This is a genomic window from Pelomonas sp. Root1237 (assembly GCF_001425055.1).
Taxonomy (GTDB): Bacteria; Pseudomonadota; Gammaproteobacteria; order Burkholderiales; family Burkholderiaceae_C; genus Pelomonas.
The window spans coordinates 336,201-356,878 of the sequence record NZ_LMDK01000001.1 but is presented as its reverse complement, the minus strand read 5'-3'; the positions used below and the strand labels follow the sequence as shown (position 1 = coordinate 356,878).

The 20,678-nt window shown below is 69.0% G+C and carries 15 protein-coding genes; 11 read left to right on the top strand and 4 right to left on the bottom strand.

Going from position 1 to position 20,678, the window contains the following annotated elements; translation table 11 throughout:
- Nucleotides 1-20: 20 nt before the first annotated feature.
- The 5 genes from ASC91_RS01600 (at nt 21) to ASC91_RS01580 (ending at nt 3,337) form a co-directional block, all read left to right on the top strand.
- A complete protein-coding gene (locus ASC91_RS01600) occupies nt 21-716 on the top strand; it encodes a Fe2+-dependent dioxygenase (protein WP_056191422.1) in 696 nt (231 codons plus the stop codon).
- Nucleotides 713-1,831 (top strand): alpha-hydroxy acid oxidase, encoded by a 1,119-nt coding sequence (locus tag ASC91_RS01595; protein WP_056191420.1) that lies wholly within the window; start codon nt 713-715, stop codon nt 1,829-1,831. The genes ASC91_RS01600 and ASC91_RS01595 overlap by 4 nt, the downstream gene beginning before the upstream one ends.
- Nucleotides 1,832-1,841: 10 nt before the next feature.
- Entirely contained in the window at nt 1,842-2,126 is a 285-nt protein-coding gene (locus tag ASC91_RS01590) for a PepSY domain-containing protein (protein WP_056191418.1), read from the top strand.
- Nucleotides 2,127-2,132: 6 nt separating this feature from the next.
- Nucleotides 2,133-2,678, top strand: coding sequence for a cytochrome b/b6 domain-containing protein (locus ASC91_RS01585; RefSeq protein WP_200955200.1), 546 nt, complete (start codon nt 2,133-2,135; stop codon nt 2,676-2,678).
- A 221-nt stretch (nt 2,679-2,899) separates the two neighbouring features.
- Nucleotides 2,900-3,337: an SWIB/MDM2 domain-containing protein gene (locus ASC91_RS01580; RefSeq protein WP_056191416.1), complete on the top strand. Its 438-nt coding sequence runs from the start codon at nt 2,900-2,902 to the stop codon at nt 3,335-3,337.
- Nucleotides 3,338-3,584: 247 nt separating this feature from the next.
- On the opposite strand, the gene ASC91_RS01575 is transcribed toward ASC91_RS01580, so the two are convergent.
- Nucleotides 3,585-3,974 carry a response regulator gene (locus tag ASC91_RS01575; RefSeq protein ID WP_056191414.1) on the bottom strand — a complete coding sequence of 130 codons (390 nt, stop codon included), beginning with the start codon at nt 3,972-3,974 and terminating at the stop codon, nt 3,585-3,587.
- Nucleotides 3,975-4,194: 220 nt separating this feature from the next.
- Between ASC91_RS01575 and ASC91_RS01570 the strand changes: the two genes are divergently transcribed.
- Nucleotides 4,195-5,007, top strand: coding sequence for an MHFG family PEP-CTERM protein (locus tag ASC91_RS01570; RefSeq protein ID WP_056191411.1), 813 nt, complete (start codon nt 4,195-4,197; stop codon nt 5,005-5,007).
- A gap of 152 nt (nt 5,008-5,159) precedes the next feature.
- On the opposite strand, the gene uvrA is transcribed toward ASC91_RS01570, so the two are convergent.
- Nucleotides 5,160-8,063, bottom strand: coding sequence for an excinuclease ABC subunit UvrA (gene uvrA, locus ASC91_RS01565; protein WP_056191409.1), 2,904 nt, complete (start codon nt 8,061-8,063; stop codon nt 5,160-5,162).
- A 71-nt stretch (nt 8,064-8,134) separates the two neighbouring features.
- Between uvrA and ASC91_RS01560 the strand changes: the two genes are divergently transcribed.
- The 5 genes from ASC91_RS01560 to ASC91_RS01540 all read left to right on the top strand — a co-directional run bounded on the left by ASC91_RS01560 (nt 8,135) and on the right by ASC91_RS01540 (nt 16,641).
- Entirely contained in the window at nt 8,135-10,120 is a 1,986-nt protein-coding gene (locus tag ASC91_RS01560) for a S9 family peptidase (protein WP_056191407.1), read from the top strand.
- A 137-nt stretch (nt 10,121-10,257) separates the two neighbouring features.
- Nucleotides 10,258-10,482, top strand: a complete 225-nt coding sequence (locus ASC91_RS01555) for a hypothetical protein (protein ID WP_056191405.1) — start codon at nt 10,258-10,260, stop codon at nt 10,480-10,482.
- A 151-nt stretch (nt 10,483-10,633) separates the two neighbouring features.
- Entirely contained in the window at nt 10,634-11,884 is a 1,251-nt protein-coding gene (locus tag ASC91_RS01550) for a hypothetical protein (RefSeq protein WP_056191403.1), read from the top strand.
- A gap of 96 nt (nt 11,885-11,980) precedes the next feature.
- Entirely contained in the window at nt 11,981-14,941 is a 2,961-nt protein-coding gene (locus tag ASC91_RS01545; RefSeq protein WP_162247721.1) for an AAA family ATPase, read from the top strand.
- A gap of 281 nt (nt 14,942-15,222) precedes the next feature.
- Nucleotides 15,223-16,641 carry a polysaccharide lyase family 1 protein gene (locus tag ASC91_RS01540; protein WP_082532331.1) on the top strand — a complete coding sequence of 473 codons (1,419 nt, stop codon included), beginning with the start codon at nt 15,223-15,225 and terminating at the stop codon, nt 16,639-16,641.
- Nucleotides 16,642-16,694: 53 nt separating this feature from the next.
- Here ASC91_RS01540 and ASC91_RS01535 read toward each other — a convergent pair whose 3' ends face one another.
- Both ASC91_RS01535 and ASC91_RS01530 read right to left on the bottom strand, forming a co-directional pair.
- Nucleotides 16,695-17,039, bottom strand: a complete 345-nt coding sequence (locus ASC91_RS01535) for a hypothetical protein (RefSeq protein WP_056191399.1) — start codon at nt 17,037-17,039, stop codon at nt 16,695-16,697.
- Complete coding sequence (locus ASC91_RS01530; protein ID WP_056191397.1) at nt 17,014-20,574, bottom strand: Dyp-type peroxidase; 3,561 nt, start codon at nt 20,572-20,574, stop codon at nt 17,014-17,016. Before ASC91_RS01530 ends, ASC91_RS01535 begins: the two co-directional genes overlap by 26 nt.
- Nucleotides 20,575-20,678: the final 104 nt, after the last annotated feature.

Below are 20,678 nucleotides of genomic sequence, written 5' to 3'. Positions count from 1 at the left end.
CAAAAGGCCCGCGCCACGCCATGCTGCTGAAGATCCCCCAGATCCTCGACGCTGCCGGCGTGGCCCGGGCCCGCGAACTGCTGGCCATCGCTCCGTGGGCCGATGGCCGCAGCACTGCCGGCCGCCAGGCCGCGCAGGTCAAGAACAACGAACAGCTGCAGCCCCTGAGCGAGAAAGATCGCGAACAGCACCGCGAGCTGCAGACGCTGGTGTTGCAGGCGCTGGAGAAGCACCCGGTGTTCTTCTCCGCCACGCTCCCGAAGCGCGTGCTGCCGCCGCTGTTCAACCGCTATGCCGGTGCCAGCAATGCTTACGGCAGCCATGTCGACCAGGCCGTGCGCTATCTGCCCGGTGGGGTGCAGCGCGTGCGCACCGACATCTCCTGCACCCTGTTCCTCAGCGCACCGGCCGACTACGACGGTGGTGAGCTCGTCATCGAACACGCCTTCGGCGAGCAGCGCGTCAAGCTCGCCGAAGGCGACCTCGTCGTCTATCCCGGCAGCAGCGTGCACCGCGTCGAGCCCGTCACGCGCGGCGAGCGGCTGGCCAGCTTCTTCTGGATCGAGAGCATGGTGCGTGGCGACGAACAGCGCCGCCTGCTCTATGAGATGGACATGAGCCTGATGAAGCTGCGCGGCGAGCTGGGCGAAACGCCCGAACTGGTGCAGCTCACCGGCACGTATCACAACCTCTTGCGGATGTGGGCCGACACGTGACTGCGCCTCGCATCGAGTCGTTGCCGGACGGCCTCGCCAACCTGGCAGATTTCGAATCGCACGCCCAGACCCGCGTCGATGCCAAGGCCTGGGCCTATCTGAACGGCGGCGCGGCCGACGAGATCACGCTGCGCGCCAACCGCGCGGCCTGGGACGCCATCAAGCTGCAGCCCCGCGTGCTGCGCGACCTCTCCGGCGGCCACACGCGCGTGACGCTGCTCGGCCGCGAGCTGCGCCACCCCATCCTGCTGGCGCCCATCGCCTACCAGCGCCTTTTTCATGCCGACGGCGAGCTGGCCATCGCCCACGCCGCCGCCGCCCAGCAGGCCGGCCTCATCCTCAGCGCCCAGGCCAGCATGACGATGGAAGAGGTCGCCGCACCGATGCTGGCCGACCCGAGTGCCGGCCCGCTGTGGTTCCAGCTCTACTGGCGTGACGACCGCGACTTCATGCGTGCGCTGCTCCAGCGCATCGAAGCCACCGGCTACCAGGCCCTGGTGCTCACCGTTGATGCACCCGTGCACGGCGCGCGCGACCGTGAGCGCCGCATCGGCTTCAAGCTGCCCGATGACATCCGCGCGGTGAACCTCGGCGGCGTCAAGAAGCCGCTGAACCTGCAGCCCGGCCAGAGCGCGCTCTTCGACGGCCTGATGCCGCGCGCCGCCACCTGGCGTGAGATCGACTGGCTGCGCGCCGAGAGCCGGCTGCCGCTGCTGCTCAAGGGCGTCACGCACACCGACGATGCGCGTGAAGCCCTGGCCCGCGGCGTGACCGGCTTCATCGTCTCCAACCACGGCGGCCGCACGCTGGACACGCTGCCGCCCACCGCCGAACTGCTGCCACCGCTGCGGGCCGCCCTCGGGCCCGACGTGCCGCTGCTCGTCGACGGCGGCATCCGCCGCGGCACCGATGTGCTCAAGGCCATGGCCCTGGGTGCCAACGCCGTGCTGCTCGGCCGCCCCTACGTTCATGCCCTCGCCGCCAGCGGTGCGCTGGGCGTGGCGCATGCGCTGCGCCTGCTGCGCGACGAACTCGAGATCGCCATGGCGCTCTCCGGCTGCAAGACTCTCGCCGACGCCGGCCCGGCGCTGCTCTGGCCAGGCAACTCCCGTTGAAAGGCTCACCATGAAATTCCTCGCCTCCCTTCTCCTCGCTTTCACCGCCTCCGCCGCCTTCGCTCACGGCAACGTCTCCTGCCCCGCCGTGCCCAAGGAAGAGAAGAAGCCGCAGATGGAACTCCAGAAAAAACTCGAAGGCGAAGGCTGGAAGGTCCGCAAGGTCCAGAACTACAACGGCTGCTACGAGGTTTACGGCTTCGATGGCGCCGGCAAGAAGGCCGAGGCCTTCTTCAATCCCAAGACCTTCGAGCGCGTCTATCCGGAAGGCGAGCAGCCCGCCGAGAAGAAGTAGATCAGCATGCGCGTGCGCGTCTGGGACGGCCTTGTGCGCCTGCTGCACTGGACGCTGGCGGCCGCCGTCGCGACCGCGTGGATCAGCGGGCACTGGCCGCCCAGCCACTTCGACGCCTGGCACCACACTGCCGGCTATGTCGCGGGCGCGGCCGTGATGCTGCGGCTGGCCTGGGGCTTCGTTGGCCACGGCTATGCGCGCCTCGCCCAGTTCGTGCGCCGGCCGCGCACGGTGCTGGCCTATGCCCGCGCGATGCGCGCCGGGCGCGAGCGGCGCTACGTCGGCCATAACCCGCTGGGCGGATGGATGGTGCTGGCGCTGTGGTCCACGGCCGCCTTGCTGACGCTCAGTGGCTGGCTCTACACGACCGACTGGCTGTGGGGCTACGAATGGCTGTCGGACCTGCACGCGATGCTCGCCTGGCTCGTCGCGACCCTGGTCGTTGGCCATCTCGGCGGCGTCCTTTTGACGAGTTGGCGGCATCGCGAGAACCTCGTCAGCGCCATGTTCAGCGGCATGAAGCGCGCGCCCGGCAGCGACGACATCGCCTGACTGCAAGGCCCGTGAAGGCCCAAGTGATGCGGCCTAGCGACAAGCAGGGCCTCAAAGGCCCGATTTCATGGGCCTTTGCGGGTCATCCCCTCTATGAAAGCCTTCTCTTCCCCTAGGGAGCGCAGTACCATCGCCGCCGCAGGGTGCTAGAGAGTATTGAAGGCTTACGCGGCCTTCACCCGGACCCGGCACATCAACAACCTTTGATGGAGTGAATCGACATGGCAACTGCGAAGAAGGCCGCGCCCGCGAAGAAGGCGGCGGCACCGGCTAAGAAGGCCGCACCGGCGAAGAAGGCAGCAGCGCCCGCAAAGGCGCCTGCAGCAAAGAAGGCAGCTCCGGCCAAAAAAGCCGCAGCACCTGCGAAGAAGGCAGCTCCGGCCAAAAAAGCCGCAGCACCCGCCAAGAAGCGCACGCCCAACGCCGCCTTCATGAAGGCCCTCACCCCCAGCGCCGCTCTTGCGGCCATCGTCGGCGCAGCTCCCCTGCCGCGCACCGATGTGACCAAGAAGGTCTGGGAATACATCAAGAAGAACAAGCTGCAGGATGAGCTGCAGAAGCGTGTCATCAACGCCGACGCCAAGCTGAAGGAAATCTTCGGCAAGGCCAAGGCCGACATGTTCGAGATGACCAAGCTGATCAACAGCCACCTGAAGTGAAGCGGCGCCGCGCAAGCGGCCTCGTCAACACAAGCCCGGTTCTGCCGGGCTTTTTTTCGTCCATATCAGCTAGGACCGTGGCACAGCGGGTTCGCGGCTCTTGCCGCTGCGGGCCGAGCGCCGGGCCTGCCATGGGCCAGAGGCCCATGTCCTTCGAAGAGCAGCCGCTCCGTCGGCTGCGCGGTCTGCAAGACCGATCAGGCTTGCCCGCGTCCAGCGAGGCCAGACTGGGCGAGGGGCGCCCACTTCAGCCCAGCAGCTTGTGCAAGCCGGCCTGAAGGATCGGTACGTCGATGGGTTTGAGCCAGTAGTCGTCGAAGCCCGCCGCGCGGGCGGCGCGCACGAGGGCACCCGGGTTGTCGGCCGAGAGCGCAACCCAGCGCGCGCTCAAAGCTGCGGCCAGGCTGGCGTCCGCGGCCACGCGTTCGCGCAACTCCAGGCCGGTCATGTCGGGCAGGTTCATGTCGACCAACACCAGCGCCGGCTGGCATTCGGCCAGGGCCGCCAGGGCCTCGGCGCCTGTCTCGACCATGCGCAGCTCCCAGCCCTGCAGCAGCCGGAACACCTCCTCCATCAGGATCAGGTGGATGCGGTCGTCTTCGACGTAAAGCACCAGCGGCGCGGCGCGATCGGGCATGGAGGGTTCGGGGGGACTGCGGGAGGCGGTCGGCACGATAGCAGCAATGGCGGGCCGGACCAGCAAGCGATGACGGGCAATCGTTTTCAGCCTTTTGCGTGATTTATCTCACCCGACGACCACCCCCTCTTTGCGGGTCTTCAACGCGGACAAACCCTAGCCTTCCCTAATACTAGGGACATGCGCCTGGTTCGGGCGCTTCCCTTTTGCGGGCCTTCCGATGTCCTTGATCGCCACCCTCGCCCTCGCCGTTTCTGCCGGCTCCACGCTGCCCCAGTGCAGTTGGGACCGCCCCGGCGCCAATCCATTCATGGGCGACGTGGTCGCGGCCGTCGATCGCTACCAGGACATCCCCACCGCGACGCGCGAGAAGCTCAAGGCCCGCATGAAGGCGCGCAGCTATGACGACATTGCCGTCATCGGGCGCGATGCCATCACAGGCAAGGCGAGCTACGCACCCGAGATTCGCGACATGCATTTCGGCCCCGGCGCCGTCTGCCGCACGGTGACGCGCAGCAAGTGGACGGCGACGACGCAGGAGCGCGGCCTCGTCTATTGCGAGGACGGCCAGTGCATCCTGGTGCCCACCGTCTGCCGCAACGTCAGCCGCATCCGCCGCCTGGACAAGCCCAGCGCCGTGGCACCGGCCCACGCCAGCAACGTCGCCTCGTCGACTCGTGAGGGCGAAGAAACTGCGCCACTGGAATTCGAGGCCCCGGGCGCCGGCCCCGCAGCCGCAGCGCCGGACAGCTTTGCCACCGCATCCGGCGTGTCAGCGCTGTCGAGTTCGCCCGCTCAGGGCGGCAGCCTGCTGGCGGGCGGCGGCGCCAGCGGCCCTGCCAACGCCGGCGGTGGTGGGGCTCCCGGCCTCGTCAACCTCGGCATGCCCGCCCTGCCGCCCGGCACGATTCGCCCGGCCGACGGCCCCATTGATCTGCCCCACACGCCGGCCGTGCCCGAACCCGGCACCTGGGCCATGATTGCCCTGGGCCTGCTCGTCATCATCTTCCGCGCGAGGCAGCGCAGGCGCTGAAGCCCCTCGTCCGGCCTCGCCCTTGCTGAACGCGGGCGAGTCCAGCCGGTCCCCCGAGGGGACGGCGATGCTTGCCGGGTCGACCGGCAAGCACATCGCCATTTCGGGCCGGCTTGGGAGCGGCCCGGCGCTCGGCCCGCAGGTGCGGCTCGTCAGCGCCGGAGCAAGGGCGCCAGATAGCGCCCCGTGTGGCTGGCCTCACAGGCCGCCACGTCCTCCGGCGTGCCCGCCACCAGGAGCGTGCCGCCGCCGGCGCCGCCTTCCGGCCCCATGTCGATGAGCCAGTCGGCCGTCTTGATGACGTCCAGGTTGTGCTCGATGACGACGATGGTGTTGCCCGCGTCGCGCAGCTGGTGCAGCACCTTCATCAGCAGCGCGATGTCGGCGAAGTGCAGGCCGGTGGTCGGCTCGTCCAGGATGTAGAGAGTGCGCCCCGTGTCGCGCTTGGAGAGCTCCAGCGCCAGCTTGACGCGCTGGGCCTCGCCACCGGACAGCGTCGTCGCACTCTGGCCCAGCTTCACATAGCCCAGGCCCACGTCCAGCAGCGTCTGCAGCTTGCGCGCCAGCGCCGGCACGGCGTTGAACAGCTCGTAGGCGTCCTCCACCGTCATGTTCAGCACCTGGGTGATGTTCTTGCCCTTGTAGAGCACCTCCAGCGTCTCGCGGTTGTAGCGCCGGCCCTGGCAGACGTCGCAGGGCACGTACACATCCGGCAGGAAGTGCATCTCCACCTTCAGCACGCCGTCGCCCTGGCAGGCCTCGCAGCGGCCGCCGGCCACGTTGAAGCTGAAGCGCCCCGGGCCGTAGCCGCGTTCGCGCGCGGTGTTCATCTCGGCGAACAGCTCGCGGATGGGCGTGAACAGGCCGGTGTAGGTGGCGGGGTTGGAGCGCGGCGTGCGGCCGATGGGTGACTGGTCGACGTTGATGACCTTGTCAAAGGCGTCCAGGCCCTCGATCTCGTCATAGGGCGCCGGGTCGGCGTGGCTGCTGTAGAGCTTCTTGGCGACGGCCGTGTAGAGCGTGTCGTTGACCAGCGTGCTCTTGCCGGAGCCCGACACACCGGTCACACAGGTGAACAGGCCCACCGGGATCTCGACCGTCACGCCCTTGAGGTTGTTGCCGCGCGCATTGACGATGCGCAACCGGGACTCCTGCACGGGCTTGTGCCGCTCGGCGGGCACCTCGATGCGTGCCACGCCGCTGAGGTACTGGCCCGTCAAGGAATTCGGGTTGGCCGCCACCTGATCAGGCGTGCCCTGGGCCATGACCTGGCCGCCATGCACGCCGGCGCCGGGGCCGAGGTCCAACACCCAGTCGGCGGCGCGGATGGCGTCCTCGTCGTGCTCCACCACCAGCACCGAATTGCCCAGGTCGCGCAGCCGCCGCAGCGTCGCGATCAGCCTGTCGTTGTCGCGCTGATGCAGGCCGATGCTGGGCTCGTCCAGCACATACATGACGCCGGTCAGGCCCGAGCCGATCTGGCTGGCCAGGCGGATGCGCTGGGCCTCGCCGCCGGACAGCGTCTCGGCGCTGCGGTCCAGGCTCAGGTAGTTCAGGCCGACGTCGTTGAGGAAACGCAGCCGCGACGCGATCTCGCGAATGACCTTGTCGCCGATCTCGGCCTTGTTGCCCTTGAGCTTGAGCGTCTCGAAATAGTCCAGGCACTCGCGCAGCGTCGAATGCTCGACCTCGAAGATTGGCCGGCCGCGCACGCCCGCCGGCGCATCGGCTGGCTGCAGCACGACATGCCGTGCTTCACGGCGCAGCCGCGAACCCTCGCAGGCCGTGCAGGGCTTGGCGGCCATGTAGCGGGCCAGGTCCTCGCGCACGGCGGCTGAATCGGTCTCCTTGTAGCGCCGCTGCAGGTTGGGCAGGATGCCCTCGAAGGGATGCTGGCGCTTGACCGAGCGCTTCTTGCCCGCGGCCGTCTCGGCCTGGTAGACGAAGCTGATGTCCTCGGTACCCGAGCCGCGCAGCAGCACCTCCTGGGCGGTGGCCGGCAGGCTGTCCCACGGGGCCTCGACGTCGAACTTGTAGTGCGCCGCCACCGACTCCAGCAGCGAGAAGGTGTAGGGGTTGCGCCGGTCCCAGCCCTTCACCGCGCCACTGGCCAGCGACAACGTCGGGAAGGCGACGACCCGGTCGGCGTCGAACACCGTCACCTGGCCCAGGCCCTCGCAGCTCGGGCAGGCGCCCACCGGCGAGTTGAAGGAGAACAGGCGCGGCTCCAGCTCGGGCAGCGAATAGGAGCAGACCGGGCAGGCGAACTTGCTGGAGAACAGCGTCGTCTGCTCGCTGTCCATGTTCATCACCAGGGCCCGCCCGTCGGCCAGGCGCAGCGCCGCCTCGAAGCTCTCGGCCAGGCGCTGGCGCAGGCTGTCCGCCGAGTCATGGCGCAGCTTGATGCGGTCGATGACGACGTCGATGTCGTGCTTCTCGGCCTTCTTCAGCGCCGGAATGTCGGGTGCCTCCACCGTGGCGCCGTCGACGCGAAAGCGCACATAACCCTGGGCCTGCAGGTCGGCGAACAGCTCGACGAACTCGCCCTTGCGGTCGCGCACCACCGGCGCCAGCAGCATCAGCTTGGCCTCGTCCGGCATGGCCAGCACGGCGTCCACCATCTGGCTGACCGACTGCGCCTCCAGCGGCAGGTCGTGGTCGGGGCAGAAGGGCGTGCCGGCGCGGGCATAGAGCAGGCGCAGATAGTCGTGGATCTCGGTGACCGTGCCGACGGTCGAGCGCGGGTTGTGCGACGTTGCCTTCTGTTCGATGGAGATCGCGGGGGACAGGCCCTCGATGATGTCCACGTCGGGCTTGTCCATGAGCTGCAGGAACTGCCGCGCGTAGCTGGACAGGCTCTCCACATAACGCCGCTGGCCCTCGGCATACAGGGTGTCGAAGGCGAGCGACGACTTGCCCGACCCGGACAGCCCCGTGATGACCACCAGCGCATGGCGCGGCAGGTCGACGTCGATGTTCTTCAGGTTGTGCGTGCGCGCACCGCGCACGCGGATGAATCGGGATTCAGGAGGCGCGGGCAAATCCGGGAGGGCCATGGCAGTTTTCACAAGCGAACCGGACATGATAGGCCGCCACAATCTGGCGCGTCCAAACCACGCTACCGCACATGAAGTACCGCCTCGCCGCTGCCCTGCTTGCAGCCGCCACCGCGCTGGGTGCCAGCACGGGCGTCAGTGCCGCAGAGCCGCCGCCCGCCGCCGCCTTCTTCAAACGCGCGGCGGTGCGCGCGCCCAAGCTCAGCCCCAGCGGCCGCTTTCTCGCCATCCAGGCCGCCGGCAAGGGTGACCGCATCTGGCTGGCCGTGCTGGACCTGCAGACCATGCAGCCGCCCAAATTCATCGCCGGCTTCAATGACGCTGACATCTCGACCCACCATTGGATCAGCGAGGACAGGCTGGTGTTCGACGTGTCCGACTCTCCGGACGGCACCACGCGCGTCAACGGCCAGGGCCTGTGGGCGGTCGACCGGGAAGGCGCCAACCTCCGCCAGCTGATCAAGACCGACAAGCCCTTCGTCACCACGGCGACGCTGATCAACGATCGGCGGCTGGACTTCAACTGGGTGCTGCACAGCGTGCCGCCGGGGCTGGACGGCGGCGAGGTCATCGTCCTGCGCCGGCCTTGGTCGAACGAACGCGAGGCCACGGGCGTGCAACTGGCGCGGCTGGACACCCGCACCGGGCTCACGCGCACGCTCAGCGCGGGCATGCCCGACCACACCAGGAATTGGCTGCTCGACTGGCGCGGCGAACCCCGCGTCATCGACACCGAGCACCAGGGCCGCAGCCAGCTGTTCAGCCGCGACGATGCGGGCCGCTGGCAGCCCTGGTACGACGACGACCCCCACGCGCGCAAGCACCCGTGGCCGATCTGGGCCGGGCCGGACGGCCTGATGCTGGGCGAACGCGGCTACGGCGGCTATGACGCCGTCTTCCGCGTCGACCCCAAGACCGGCAACGCGGACGGGGAACCGCTGATCTCCACGCCCGGCTACGACTTCGAAGGCCGCCTCGTCACCGAGCCCGGTACCGGCCGGCTGCTGGGCGTGCGCTTTGAAACCGACGCGCCCGGCACCGTGTGGCTGGACAAGACGATGAAGGCCGCCCAAGCCGACATCGACGCTCGCCTGCCTGGCAGCGTCAACCTGATCGAATGCCTGCGCTGCGTGCAAGCCAGCCACTTCATCGTCACCTCGCTGTCCGACGTGCGCCCGCCGCTGTACTACCTGTACGAGACGGCCGAGAAGCAGCTGCAGTCGCTGGCCGGCACCCGCACCGACCTGCCGGCCGCCGCCATGGGACAGCGCGACTACCACCGCATCAAGGCCCGCGACGGCCTGGAGCTGCCGGTGCTGGTCACGCAGCCGGCCGGCGGCGTCAAGGGCGCCACGCCTACCGTCGTGCTGGTGCATGGCGGGCCTTATGTCCGCGGCACCCACTGGTCATGGTCACCCTATGCCCAGTTCCTCGCCAGCCGCGGCTACCTCGTGCTGGAACCGGAATTCCGCGGCAGCACCGGCTACGGCTTCAAGCACTTCAAGGCCGGCTGGAAGCAATGGGGCCTGGCCATGCAGGACGACCTCGCCGACACCCTGGCCTGGGCCGTGAAACAGGGCTGGGCCGACCCCAAGCGCGCCTGCATCATGGGCGCCAGCTATGGCGGCTACGCCGCCATGATGGCCGCCGTCACGCAGCAGGACCTGTTCAAGTGCGCCGTCAACTGGGTGGGCGTGACCGACATCGGCCTGCTGAGCAGCATCAGCTGGAGCGACATGTCCGACGAGTGGAAGGATTACGGCATGAAGCGCCTCGTGGCCGACCCGGACAGCGACGCCGAGCAGATGCGCAAGACCTCGCCGCTGGCGCGCGCCAGCGAGATCCGCATGCCGCTGCTGATGGCCTACGGCGGCGAGGACCGGCGCGTGCCGCTGAAGCACGGCACCGAGATGAAGGCCGCGCTGCGCGCCGACCAGCCGCTGGAATGGGTGGTCTACCCCGACGAAGGCCACGGCTGGTTCAACCTGAAGACCAACGAAGACTTCTGGGGGCGCGTCGAGCGCTTCCTGGCCAAGAACCTGGCGGCGAAGAACTAGCGGTTTGTCGCGGCCGCATGCAGCTCGCGGCCCGCGTCTGGCGATTCATCGCAGCGCCATGGCGGCGCCCGTGTCCAGTGACGAAACTGCTTCCATCGACACAGCAAACCCGCTGAACGAAACCCCAAGGAAGCATCATGAAAGCCACCGTCCTGATCCAAGCCGCCGCCGTCGCCGCCTTCGTGTTCACCGCCTTCGCCGCCAGCGCCGCCCCCCAAGAAGTCACCAAGCTGCCCCGCGTCGTCATCACCGGCAAGGCCACGCAGGAAGTCGCCCAACTGCCGCGCGTCGTCATCACCGGCTACGCCGTGCGTGAAGTCGCCCAGCTGCCGCGCGTGACCATCACCGGACACCGCGTCTGAGTCCCACATGAGGATTCAAATGACCCAGGAACACCGAGCCGAGTCGCCGGTGCAGCAGGCCGGCGGCCCAGGCTGTGCCGACGACTCGGCTTGGCGTGAAAAAATCACGCGTCTGTGAAAGACAATCCAGGCTTCTGATTGGAGCCTGCTTGTGAAAGAAGAGCTGCGCAAACGCCGGTCCTGGCTGGATGGCTTCATGGCTTATCCAGCACCGGCCGGCCTGAGCGAAACCGCACTGCGCGAGAACATCATCCTGCTCGACCAGGCGCTCTACACGCTGTGGGGCCTGGGCGACAACCTGATCTACGCCTGGACACCCGAGCCGCGCGGCCTGCGCGTGCTGGTCGCGCCGCACCAGATGCTGACCGAGTACACGCTGGGTGACGGCACCTCGCCGCTGACCGAGGTGACGCGGCGCACGCGGCTGCTGGACAACCTGCTGTCCAACCAGGAGCACCTCGAAAAGCAGGCCTTCGACAGCGTGGCCGCCGCGCTGAGTGTGGTGCCCAAGCTCATCGAGCTGCCCTTCAACCCCGAGCGGGGCCTGGGCCTGCCGCTGATCGCGGCCATCGCGGCGCGCTACGGCATCCGCCTCGTCGAGGACCGCGCCGTCATCCTGTTCGACGCGGTCGGCTTCTCGCTGCTGACGCCGCTGCAGCAGGTGGTGCAGCTCAACAGCCTGTCCTGCTCGGTCAACGCGGCCTACGCCAAGTTGCTGGACCGCGAGATCAACATCAACTTCGCCCGCACAACGACCGGCGACGGTTTCTACATCTGGAACCGCATGCGTGGCGTCGAGGCCAATGTCGAGCTGTACCAGCTGATGCAGTTCATCCTCGCCGACAACGCGCTGGCGCTCGAGCGCGCGACGCGCCCCGAGTCGGTGCCCAAGCTGCGCGCGTGCTTTCACGTCGGCTCGCACTACGAGTTCTACCAATCCGAAGGCCTCAACCCCACGTCCTTCAGCTATTTGGTCGGCCAGGTCACGATCGAGCTCGCCCGCATGATCGAGCGCGCCGAACCGGGCCAGATCCTGGTCGGCAAATTCAACACGCTGATGCACGACGAGGTCAACGGCGAGGACGTGCACATCGACAGCCTGGACTTCGTCGAGCGCACGCGGGCGCCGCTGCGCAGCCTCAATGGCCTGAAGCTCGCCGGCTCCGAGGTCGACGAGATCGCCTGCTACCTGACCGGCCGGCGCGACTCGACCGGGCTTTGGGGCATCAGCGAATACCACATGGCCGACAAGCACGGCTTGATCCACCGCGTCTACAACGCCAAGATCAACATCCATCGCCGCAACGGCGAGCCCATCTATCTCGGCCTGCGCGAGGAAGACCTGCCTCCCGACGCGCCGCGCACCGTGGCGGACACGGATTTCGTGCCGCTGCAAGGTTGACGACGGTCAACAGGCGACAAGAGCTAGAGCAGAGCCCCCAGAACGGCCTGTTCATGCGGTCAGCTCCGAAGCGCAACGGCTAGGATGACCAGCGCCGTGACCGAGTCCTCCGCGCCCTTCGCTGCCCCCCCTGCGCCTGTCGGCCAGCGCCGACTGCTAACCCTGCTGTTCGCCGACCTCAGCGGCTCCACTGCCATGGCCGAGTGGATGGAGGCCGAGCACTATGCGGCGATGCTCGGGGGCTTGCGCGCGCTGTACGAGCGCATCGTGCCCCACCACGGCGGCGTCATCGCCCGCATCCAGGGCGATGGCATGCTGGCCGTCTTCGGCCACCCCGACGTGCGCGAGGACGACGGCCGCCGCGCCACCGAGGCCGCGCTGGAACTGCACGCCGCCGTGCGCGAGCTGCTGCCGCCCGGCCCCCGCCCCGCCGACTTCCCCGGCCTGGCCCTGCACAGCGGCATCCACGCCGGCATCGTCCTCGTCAACGATGGCGACCAGATGCGTGGCCGCTTCGAGCTGCTCGGCAACGCACCCAATATCGCGGCCCGCCTGTCCGAGGCCGCCAAGCGTGACGAGATCATCGCCAGCGAAGAGAGCCTGGGCCTGCAGAGCCAGTTTTTCGACACCGGCCCGCGCTTCTCGCTGCAGCTGAGGGGCCGTGCGACGCCGCTGGCCGCCTACCGTGTGTTCGGCCGCGCACCGGTGGGCCGGCGCTTCGAGGCCAGCATGCGCCGCGGCCTCGCCCCCTTCGTCGGCCGCGGTGGCGAGCTGGCAACCCTGGAGGCCACGCTCGCTCGCGCGCTGCAGGGCGGCACGCTTTGGCTGGGCATCCGCGCCGGCGCGGGCGTGGGCAAGACCCGGCTCACCGAGGAATTCCTGCGCCACGCCCAGGACCAGGCCGTCCAGATCCACCGCGGCTATTGCGAGAGCTACCTCAGCGCCGAGCCGCTGCAGCCCTTTTTGCAGATGCTGCGCGCCATGGACATGCATGACGGCGGCCTGCACGACGCACCGCCCGAACTCTTCGCCGCCCAGCACAGCCAGCCCGGCCAGCGTGCCGACGCCCTGCTGACCCTGCTGCTCGCGTTGGCGCGGCGCATGCCCCAGCTCGTCTTCATCGACGACCTGCAATGGGCCGACGACGCCTCACTGCGCCTGCTGCATCGGCTGCGCGCCGCTGCCGATCGTGAGCGCCTGCCGCTGCTGCTGCTGACCGCCAGCCGGCCGCAGCCCGCCTTGCCGGGGGCCAACGACGGCGATGCCGACCTCATCGAGTTGCCGCCGCTGACCGAGACCGAGGCCGCCCGCGCCGTGCAGCAGCTGCTGCCGCAGATCGACCCCTTCATCGCCGCCGAGGTGCAGCGCCACGCCGGCGGCAATCCCCTCTTCATCGAGGAGCTCTGCCACGCCGCGGCCGACACGGGTGAAGGCCTGGTCGCCGGGCCGAGCAGCTCGGCCTGGCTGGCCGCCCTCGTCGAATCCCGCGTCGGCCGCCTGCCGCCCGAGCAGGCCCAGCTGGTGCGCGTGGCGGCCGTCATCGGCAATGTCATCCCGTCCTGGCTGCTGCAGGCGTTGTCCGGCTGCGGGGAGCAGCACCCCGCCGTGCAGGCTTTGGCGGCCCAGGACTTCATCTTCCCGGACCAACGCCCCGGCCATCTGCGCTTCAAGCACGGCATCACGCGCGACGTCGTCTACGAGGCCACCGGCCTGCACCAACGCCAGGCCCTGCACCGGCGCATCAGCGTCGAACTGGCAGAACACGGTGGCCAGGACCTGCACGAACAGCTGGCCTATCACGACGCCGCCGCCAACGACTGGCCGGCCGCCGCCCACCACGCCGAAGCGGCCGGTGACCAGGCCCTGGCCGCCTCGGCACTGGACCGGGCCAAGAAGCAGTTCCGCGCCGCCCTGGCCGCGCTGGAGTTCCTTCCCGACGATGCGGAGCGCCGGCGCCGCTGGGTTGGCATCGCCCAGCGCCTGGGCATGGCCTGCGTCTTCGACGCCTCCCAGGACGACCTGCGCGTGCTCCGCCATGCCGCCACCCTGGCCAAGGCCGAAGCCGAGCCCGGCCTCATCGCCCGCACCGAATACTGGCTTTCCTATGTCGGCTACGCCCTGGGTGAGACGCGCGACAGCCTGCGCCATGCGCGCGCTGCCGTCGAGACGGCCCAGGACTGCGGCGACCATGCGCTGCTCGCCCAGCTGCCCGGCACCGTCGGCCAGCTGCAGGCCGCCGCGGCCGACTACGCCAACGCCCTGCCCATGCTGGACCTGGCCATCGCCCGCCAGCGGGCGCGCGCCCGCAAGAGCGCGGTCAACCAGATCGGCCTGTCCTTCTCGCTGTGCTGCCGCGCCTATGTGCTGGCCGACCAGGGCCATTTCGACCAGGCCCACGAGATCTTTGCCGAGGCCCTGACGCCCTTCGATGGCAGCGGCCATGCGGTCGAAGCCAGCATCCAGGGCTGGCGCGCCGCCGTGCTGCTGTGGCAGGGCCGCTGGGCCGAGGCGCGCGAGGCCGCCCTCGTTGCCCACCGCGTCGGCGCCCAGGTGCGCAGCATGTTCACCTGCGCCATGGGCCACGCGGCCGGCGCGTATGGCGCCTGGATGCAGGAGGCCGACCCGACCGCGCGCCAGCACATCCTGGACGCCACCGCCTGGCTGGCGCCGCGCGGCGGCGGCCTGTACAGCAGCTTCCAGCACGGCTGGCTGGCCGACATCCTGGCCACCCAGGGCGACGCCGGCGCGGCCCGCCACCACGTCGCGCTGGCCCTCAAGCGCGGCCGCCAGCATGACTGGATTGGCGGCGCCATGGCCTACCGCGCCGCCGCCCGGCTGGCAGCGCGCATGGGGGACAGCGAGCGCGCCAAACGCTATCTCGGCCTGGCCCGCGGCGCTGGCGAGCAGCGCAACTCGGCGCATGAAGCCGCCGTCACGGCGCTGCTGGAAGCCGAGCTGCGGCTGGACGACCGCTGGCAGACCGCACGGGACCGCGCCGGGCGGGAGTTCGAGCGCCTGGGCATGAGCGGCTTCCTGGAGCGGGCCCTCCAGCTCTGAGCGCAGCAAAGTCGCACTCATCGGCTACGTGAAACCACGTATCCATAAAAACAGAACGCTGTTTCATAGTTGCCTCGCGATGCGCGGCGATGCCGCACCGACCTGACGTCGCCGCGCCCCAGCGCGCGGATCGACCGGTAGTGACCTGACGTCGGCACCGGTTTTCTTCTCCCTTGCCCCGACAGCCTTCGTGGCGGCCGCTCCTCGGCCCCGACGACGGCCCGCTGCGCGCATCCGGACGGAAACCGCGCGCCCACACAACGACCGGAGACAAACAAACCATGATCACGAAGAAGCTCACACCCCCGCCCCTGCCCGTCATCCGCACCGCCGGCACGGCCCTGTCGCTGCTGCTGGCCGCCTCGGCCGCCCACGCGGTGGACTGGCCCTCGGGCTATTCCAAATGCGCCGACGAAGGCGAGACCTGCAAGGTCGGCACCAGCACGCGTGCCGTGTCCTATGGCATCAAGGACAAATGGGTCATCAAGAACCTCAGCGGCAACATCGCCTGCACGACGGCCACCTTCGGCTCCGACCCCAACCCCGGCATCACAAAGAAATGCGCCATCGGCCCGGTGGCGTCGCCGGCGCCAACACCTGCTCCAACCCCCGCACCAACACCGGCGCCTACACCTGCTCCCACGCCGGCCCCTTCACCCGCTCCGACGCCAGCACCCGCTCCGGCCGGCAGCAGTGACGGCTATGCCGGCACCGTGACCGGAGGTGGAACCAAGACGGCGGTGACGGTCAGCACCGCCGCGGCGATGCAGGCCGCCCTCAATGCCTATGACGGCAGCTCCGGCCTGGTGCTGCGCTACACCGGCACGTTCGACTTCGGCGCCATCCCTGACGCCTGCACGCAGTGGCAAAAGCCCGCCGGCGCCATCGTCGAGATCAAGAACAAGAACAACGTGACCATCGAAGGCGCCAACGGCTCGGCCGCCAACTTCGGCCTGGCCATCAAGGCCGCGGCGCAGAACATCATCATCCGCAACATGACCATCGGCCTGCTGCCGGGCTCCATCGACGCCATCGGCATCGAAGGCCAGAGCGGCGGCATCCCGGGCTACATCTGGATCGACCACAACACCCTGTTCAGCAGCCTGAAGGAATGCAGCGGCGCCGGCGACCTGGAGTTCGACGGCCTCGTCGACAACAAGGCCGGCGCCCACCACATCACCTACTCGTACAACCACATCCATGACCACCACAAGGTCGGCCTGATCGGCTCCAGCGACAGCGACGCCAGCGACCGCTTCATCACCTTCCACCACAACTACTACAAGGATGTGGGCTCGCGCCTGCCGCTGCAGCGCGCCGGCTATACCCATCTGTACAACAACCTGTACAGCGGCCTGCTGACCTCGGGCGCCAACATCCGCATGGGCGGCTACTCGCTGATCGAGGGCAACTGGTTCGAGAACTCGCAGAACCCGGTGACCTCGCGCGACAGCCCGTCCATCGGCTACTGGCAGCTGCGCGGCAACAACATCACCAGCCCGGCCGACTTCGCAACCTATGGCATCACCTGGGTGGCCAGCGGCTCGTCACCGTCGCGCGATGCGACGGACTGGGCCAGCACCGCGACCTTCCCGCTCGGCATTCCCTACGGCTACACGCTGCAGGCGCCGTCGTGCGTGAAGCAGAAGCTGCCGGCGGCGGCGGGGGCGGGGACGGGGTTGGCGAAGGTCAGCTGCTGATGGCGTGGCCGGTCGGCGCCCCACAAAGCGAGCCGACCGGCCACCCGCTACCGTCATCCCCAGGTCATGCTCCACTCGACTCGGACATGGGGCCTGAGCTGCAGCTCGCAGAACTTGATGCGCTCATCGTTGAACGCCACGCGCAGAACTTCCCTGCCTCCAGCCGATTCGATGTGCCAGGTATGGGCCATCACCGAACTGAACCGCAGCCGCAGCAAATCGCCCTGCCACCATTCGACAGCGAACTCCATGTCATCCGGTGCAACGGTAGCGACGACCCGGTCGTCCCCGCGCAGCGTCGCGAATCTGGCACCGTAGTACCAACCTTCGGCGTGAGTCCACTCGGGCTCCGTCTCGAAGAACACCACATAGTCAAGAAGCTCGAGCCGATCGGTCATCCATTCTCTCCACCCCCATCGCCACCACCGTCGGCGCTCCCGTAAACCGCAGCACCCCCGCATCCAGCACCGCCGCGATCACCCCCAGCATGACGCCCATGCCCATGCCATAACCCGAGCAGGCATGCGGCGAGCGGCCCTGGGGGTCGGCGCAATCGCCACCGAAGGCGACGTGGTGGCGCAGCGGGTCTTGCTGGGTGGCCGAGCCCAGGCCGACGACGACGACGCGGCCGAGATCAATGTGCACCGTGCCCAGCTGGTGCGCCATCTTTGCCTTGCGCCAGACCTGGAAGGGCGTGGGGCGCCGGGTCAGCGTCGCGACCATCGTCGGGCGCAGCCGGGCCACGGCCTCGGCGTAGGGGCGCATCTGGGTCTGCGGATCGGGCACGACTTCGTGCCACAGCGGCTGCAGCTCCCACAGCTTGCGCGTCTGCACCCAGGCGGCCAGCACGGTGATCAGGTTGGCATGCGTGGTGGGCGGAAAGCCCAGCATGATGCCGGCCAGCGTGCATGCGGGCAGGTCGGGCGTGGCGTCGGGCAGGGCTCTGGCGGCGGCGACGATCTTCTGCGCCAAAGGCGGCAGCACGGTGCCCGGCTCGGCCAGCCAGGCCTCGACGGCGGCCGTGAAGCGGCGGCCGGCGGCGCGGCCCTCGGCCTGCACCGCCTCGGTCGGGTAGGGGCCGAAGACATGGCGCGAGACCTTGAAGAGATCGCGCGGGCAACGCGCGGCCGCTCCTTGAGCCGGCGCCTCGGCATGGAACTCGGTGCCCCAGATGTGGCGCCCGTCGGGCTGGCCGAACCAGAGCTGGCAGAGCTTGGCCAGCACGCCCTCGCTCAAGCGCTCGAAGTCCAGCGGCGTGTCGGTGGGCAGGTCCTTGGGTTTCTGCGAAGCCGGAAAAGCGTTCAGCAGCCCATGGGCCTCTTCCTTCAGCTTCGCCAGGCCGGCCTTGGCGACCTGGTAGGCGGTGGCATAGCAATCAGCCTCGCTGAAGGCCTCGATGGCCGCATTGATGATGGGCGCCAGTGCTCGATGACCGCTGCTTTCGTCCTGACCCAGAAAGCCCAGGCCGATGGAGTCGTGCATGCGCTCGCCGTAGCCGCTGACGGAGTAGCGGTCGGGGGCGTTCCTCAGCACCTCGCAGACGCGCTCGGGCGCGCCCACCAGCACGCCATAGGCCGTGTCGACGACGCCACCAGGCTGGGCGCGCACCCAGGCCCAGGCGGCATCGCGGGTGTTGGTGTCTTCCAGCCAGAGTTGCATGGCCGCCTTGTCCTGCAGGTCGGGCACGCGCTCGGGCACCGGCGTGGGAGGCGGCAGCGGCAGAGGCAGCTCGGTCAGGCAAGGCAGGGATTTCAGCGCGGCGATGGAGGGCACGAAAAAGTACGCGCCCCATTGCAGCGTGACGAAGGGCTCGGGGCCGAGGTCGATCTCGTAGGGCTTGCCGGCGTGCTCGAAGGGGAAGAGGCGCGGGCCGCCGCTGCCGTCGACGACGCCCAGCAGCGGGTCGCTCTGCGCCGCATAGCCGCCGCTCGCGTTGCCGCCGGCCACCCAGCGCTGCACCACTTCAAACTGCTCGGCCAGATGGGCGTTGTAGGCCATGAAGACCAGGCCGCGGTCCTCGTCGTCCGGGGCATCGGCATGCACCGGCGCGCCATAGCTCATGCCGCGGCGCAGGATGCGCGGCATGCGGTTCCTGGAGAAGGCCGTGCCGGCCAGGTCGCGCGGGTTGGTGCGGCGGATGTGGGCGTGGAAGGGGCAGGCCGAGCCTTGCGCGTCCTTGGCGAAGTTGAAGTCGTTGCTGCTGCCGGATGCCTCGGGCGCCGCGAGCGGCCGGCCGTCCTGCCAGCGGCCCATCAGCTTGGCAAGCACCAGCTCGTGGTCCAGGCCGATCTTCCTGGCCTCCTGGTAGGTGCGCTTGGCAAAGCGGCCGGTGTACTGGCGCAGCTTGCGCACGACCAGGAAGCTGCCGCGGTCCAGCAGCGCATCGGGCTGCTCGGGCACGGTGTAGCCCTTGTCGCGCTCGGTGGGGAAGCCTTGCAACACCTCGCCGTACTTGACCTTGTCGTCCCAGGCCAGGCCCGTGGGCGGTGCGTCGTCCGGCGTCGGCACAGGCTGGCTGATGCCGTCCTTGAAGCCGAAGTGCTCCTTGTCGGCGGCGTTGCTGCGCATGGGCTCGATGGCCATCAGCGCCAGGCCCGTGTTGACGGTCAGCGCTTCAGCCAGTTCATGCAGGCGCTTGTCGTCAGCGGCCGTGAAGTTCTCGCCCGGCTCGGCGGCCGCAAAGCGCAGCTGCACGAGGACATGGGCGTTGGCGGGGTCAATGCGGTCGATCTTGTTGACATGAGGCGCCAGCACCCAGTGCGAAGGGTGGTTGTGGCGCACGTCGCCCAGCAGGCCGGCGCGCGCGGCCATGCCTTCCTTGAAGGCCTGCGGGAAGCGTTCCAGGCGCGAAGCCGGGACGCCCAGCGCCCTCAGGCCTGACAGGGTCAGCGCCACCTGGCGCCAGACGGCGAGCTGGGCGCCGTCTTCGTTGTCACGCTGCACCGACGCCGTGCTGAGCCAGGCGACAGCCTGGGCCGGCTGGGCCACGCGCAGCAGCACCAGGCCGCCGCGGTTGCCGGGCGGTTTGCTCAGCAGGCAGCACTGCAGGTCGCCCGGCAGCAGCGACAGCTCGCGCGCCCGGACTGAGGGCTCGGGCAGCGGCTGCTCGAACCAGGCCAGCATCTCGTGATGGCGCTGGCGCAGCTGGCCGCCGGCGGTCTTGCCGCCGTCCTTGGGAAACTGTTCAGCCGTGCCCAGCTCGCGCAGCTCGAACAGCACATCGTGGGTGGCGCGCAGCAGGCAGTCGCGGTCGGGCGCCCCGGCGCCGAAGTAGCGCTGCAGCGTGTACAGGCCCGCCAGCGGCAGCAGGCCGCGCGCCGCCATCGCGAAGCGCTCCTTGTCGCCAGCGGGCAGCGGCGGCGTCTCGCCGGAGGCCGGCGCGCGCAGGCGGTTGAATTCCAGCTCGTTGGCACGGCCGCGCTGGGCGGCCTCCAGCCGGGCGAGGTATTCGCCATCGCCGACGCTGCGGCCGGAGGCGATGAACAGGAAGTCGGCCGAGATCTCGTGCTCGCGCACCCAGCGCGCATAGGTCTCGAAGCTGCAGTCACGCGACAGCGTGTAGGCCTCGGTGTGGCAGAGCATCAGATCCAGCGTGGAGCCGAGCTGGTCCCAGATCACCCGCATATAGGGCTCCCAGCCGCCGTCGAAGCAGACGTTGAGCAGCAGCCGGTCGGGCGCTCCGTCCTTGCCGTCGACGATGCTCCAGCGGAAGGAATGGACGATGCGCCAACGGGCGACGATGTCGGTATAGGGCGAGGCCGGCGCGCTGGACTCGCGCGAGCCCAGGCGCAGGCCGTTGAGCGTCTTCAGCACCCTGCGCAGGCGGTCCACATAGGTGACGACCTCGAGCGCGTCGACAAAGCCGCGCTTGATGTCAGCCAGCAAGTTGAGGTCGGTGATGCCGCCGAGCTGAACGTCGTTGCCCCGTGCCATGACTCTTCTCCCTAGCTTTTAGGGGAGAAGTATCCCGGCACCGCATGACGCCGGGGACAGGGTCGGCCCTCAGGTTTAAGGAGGGATTCCGTTGATCCCTGCCG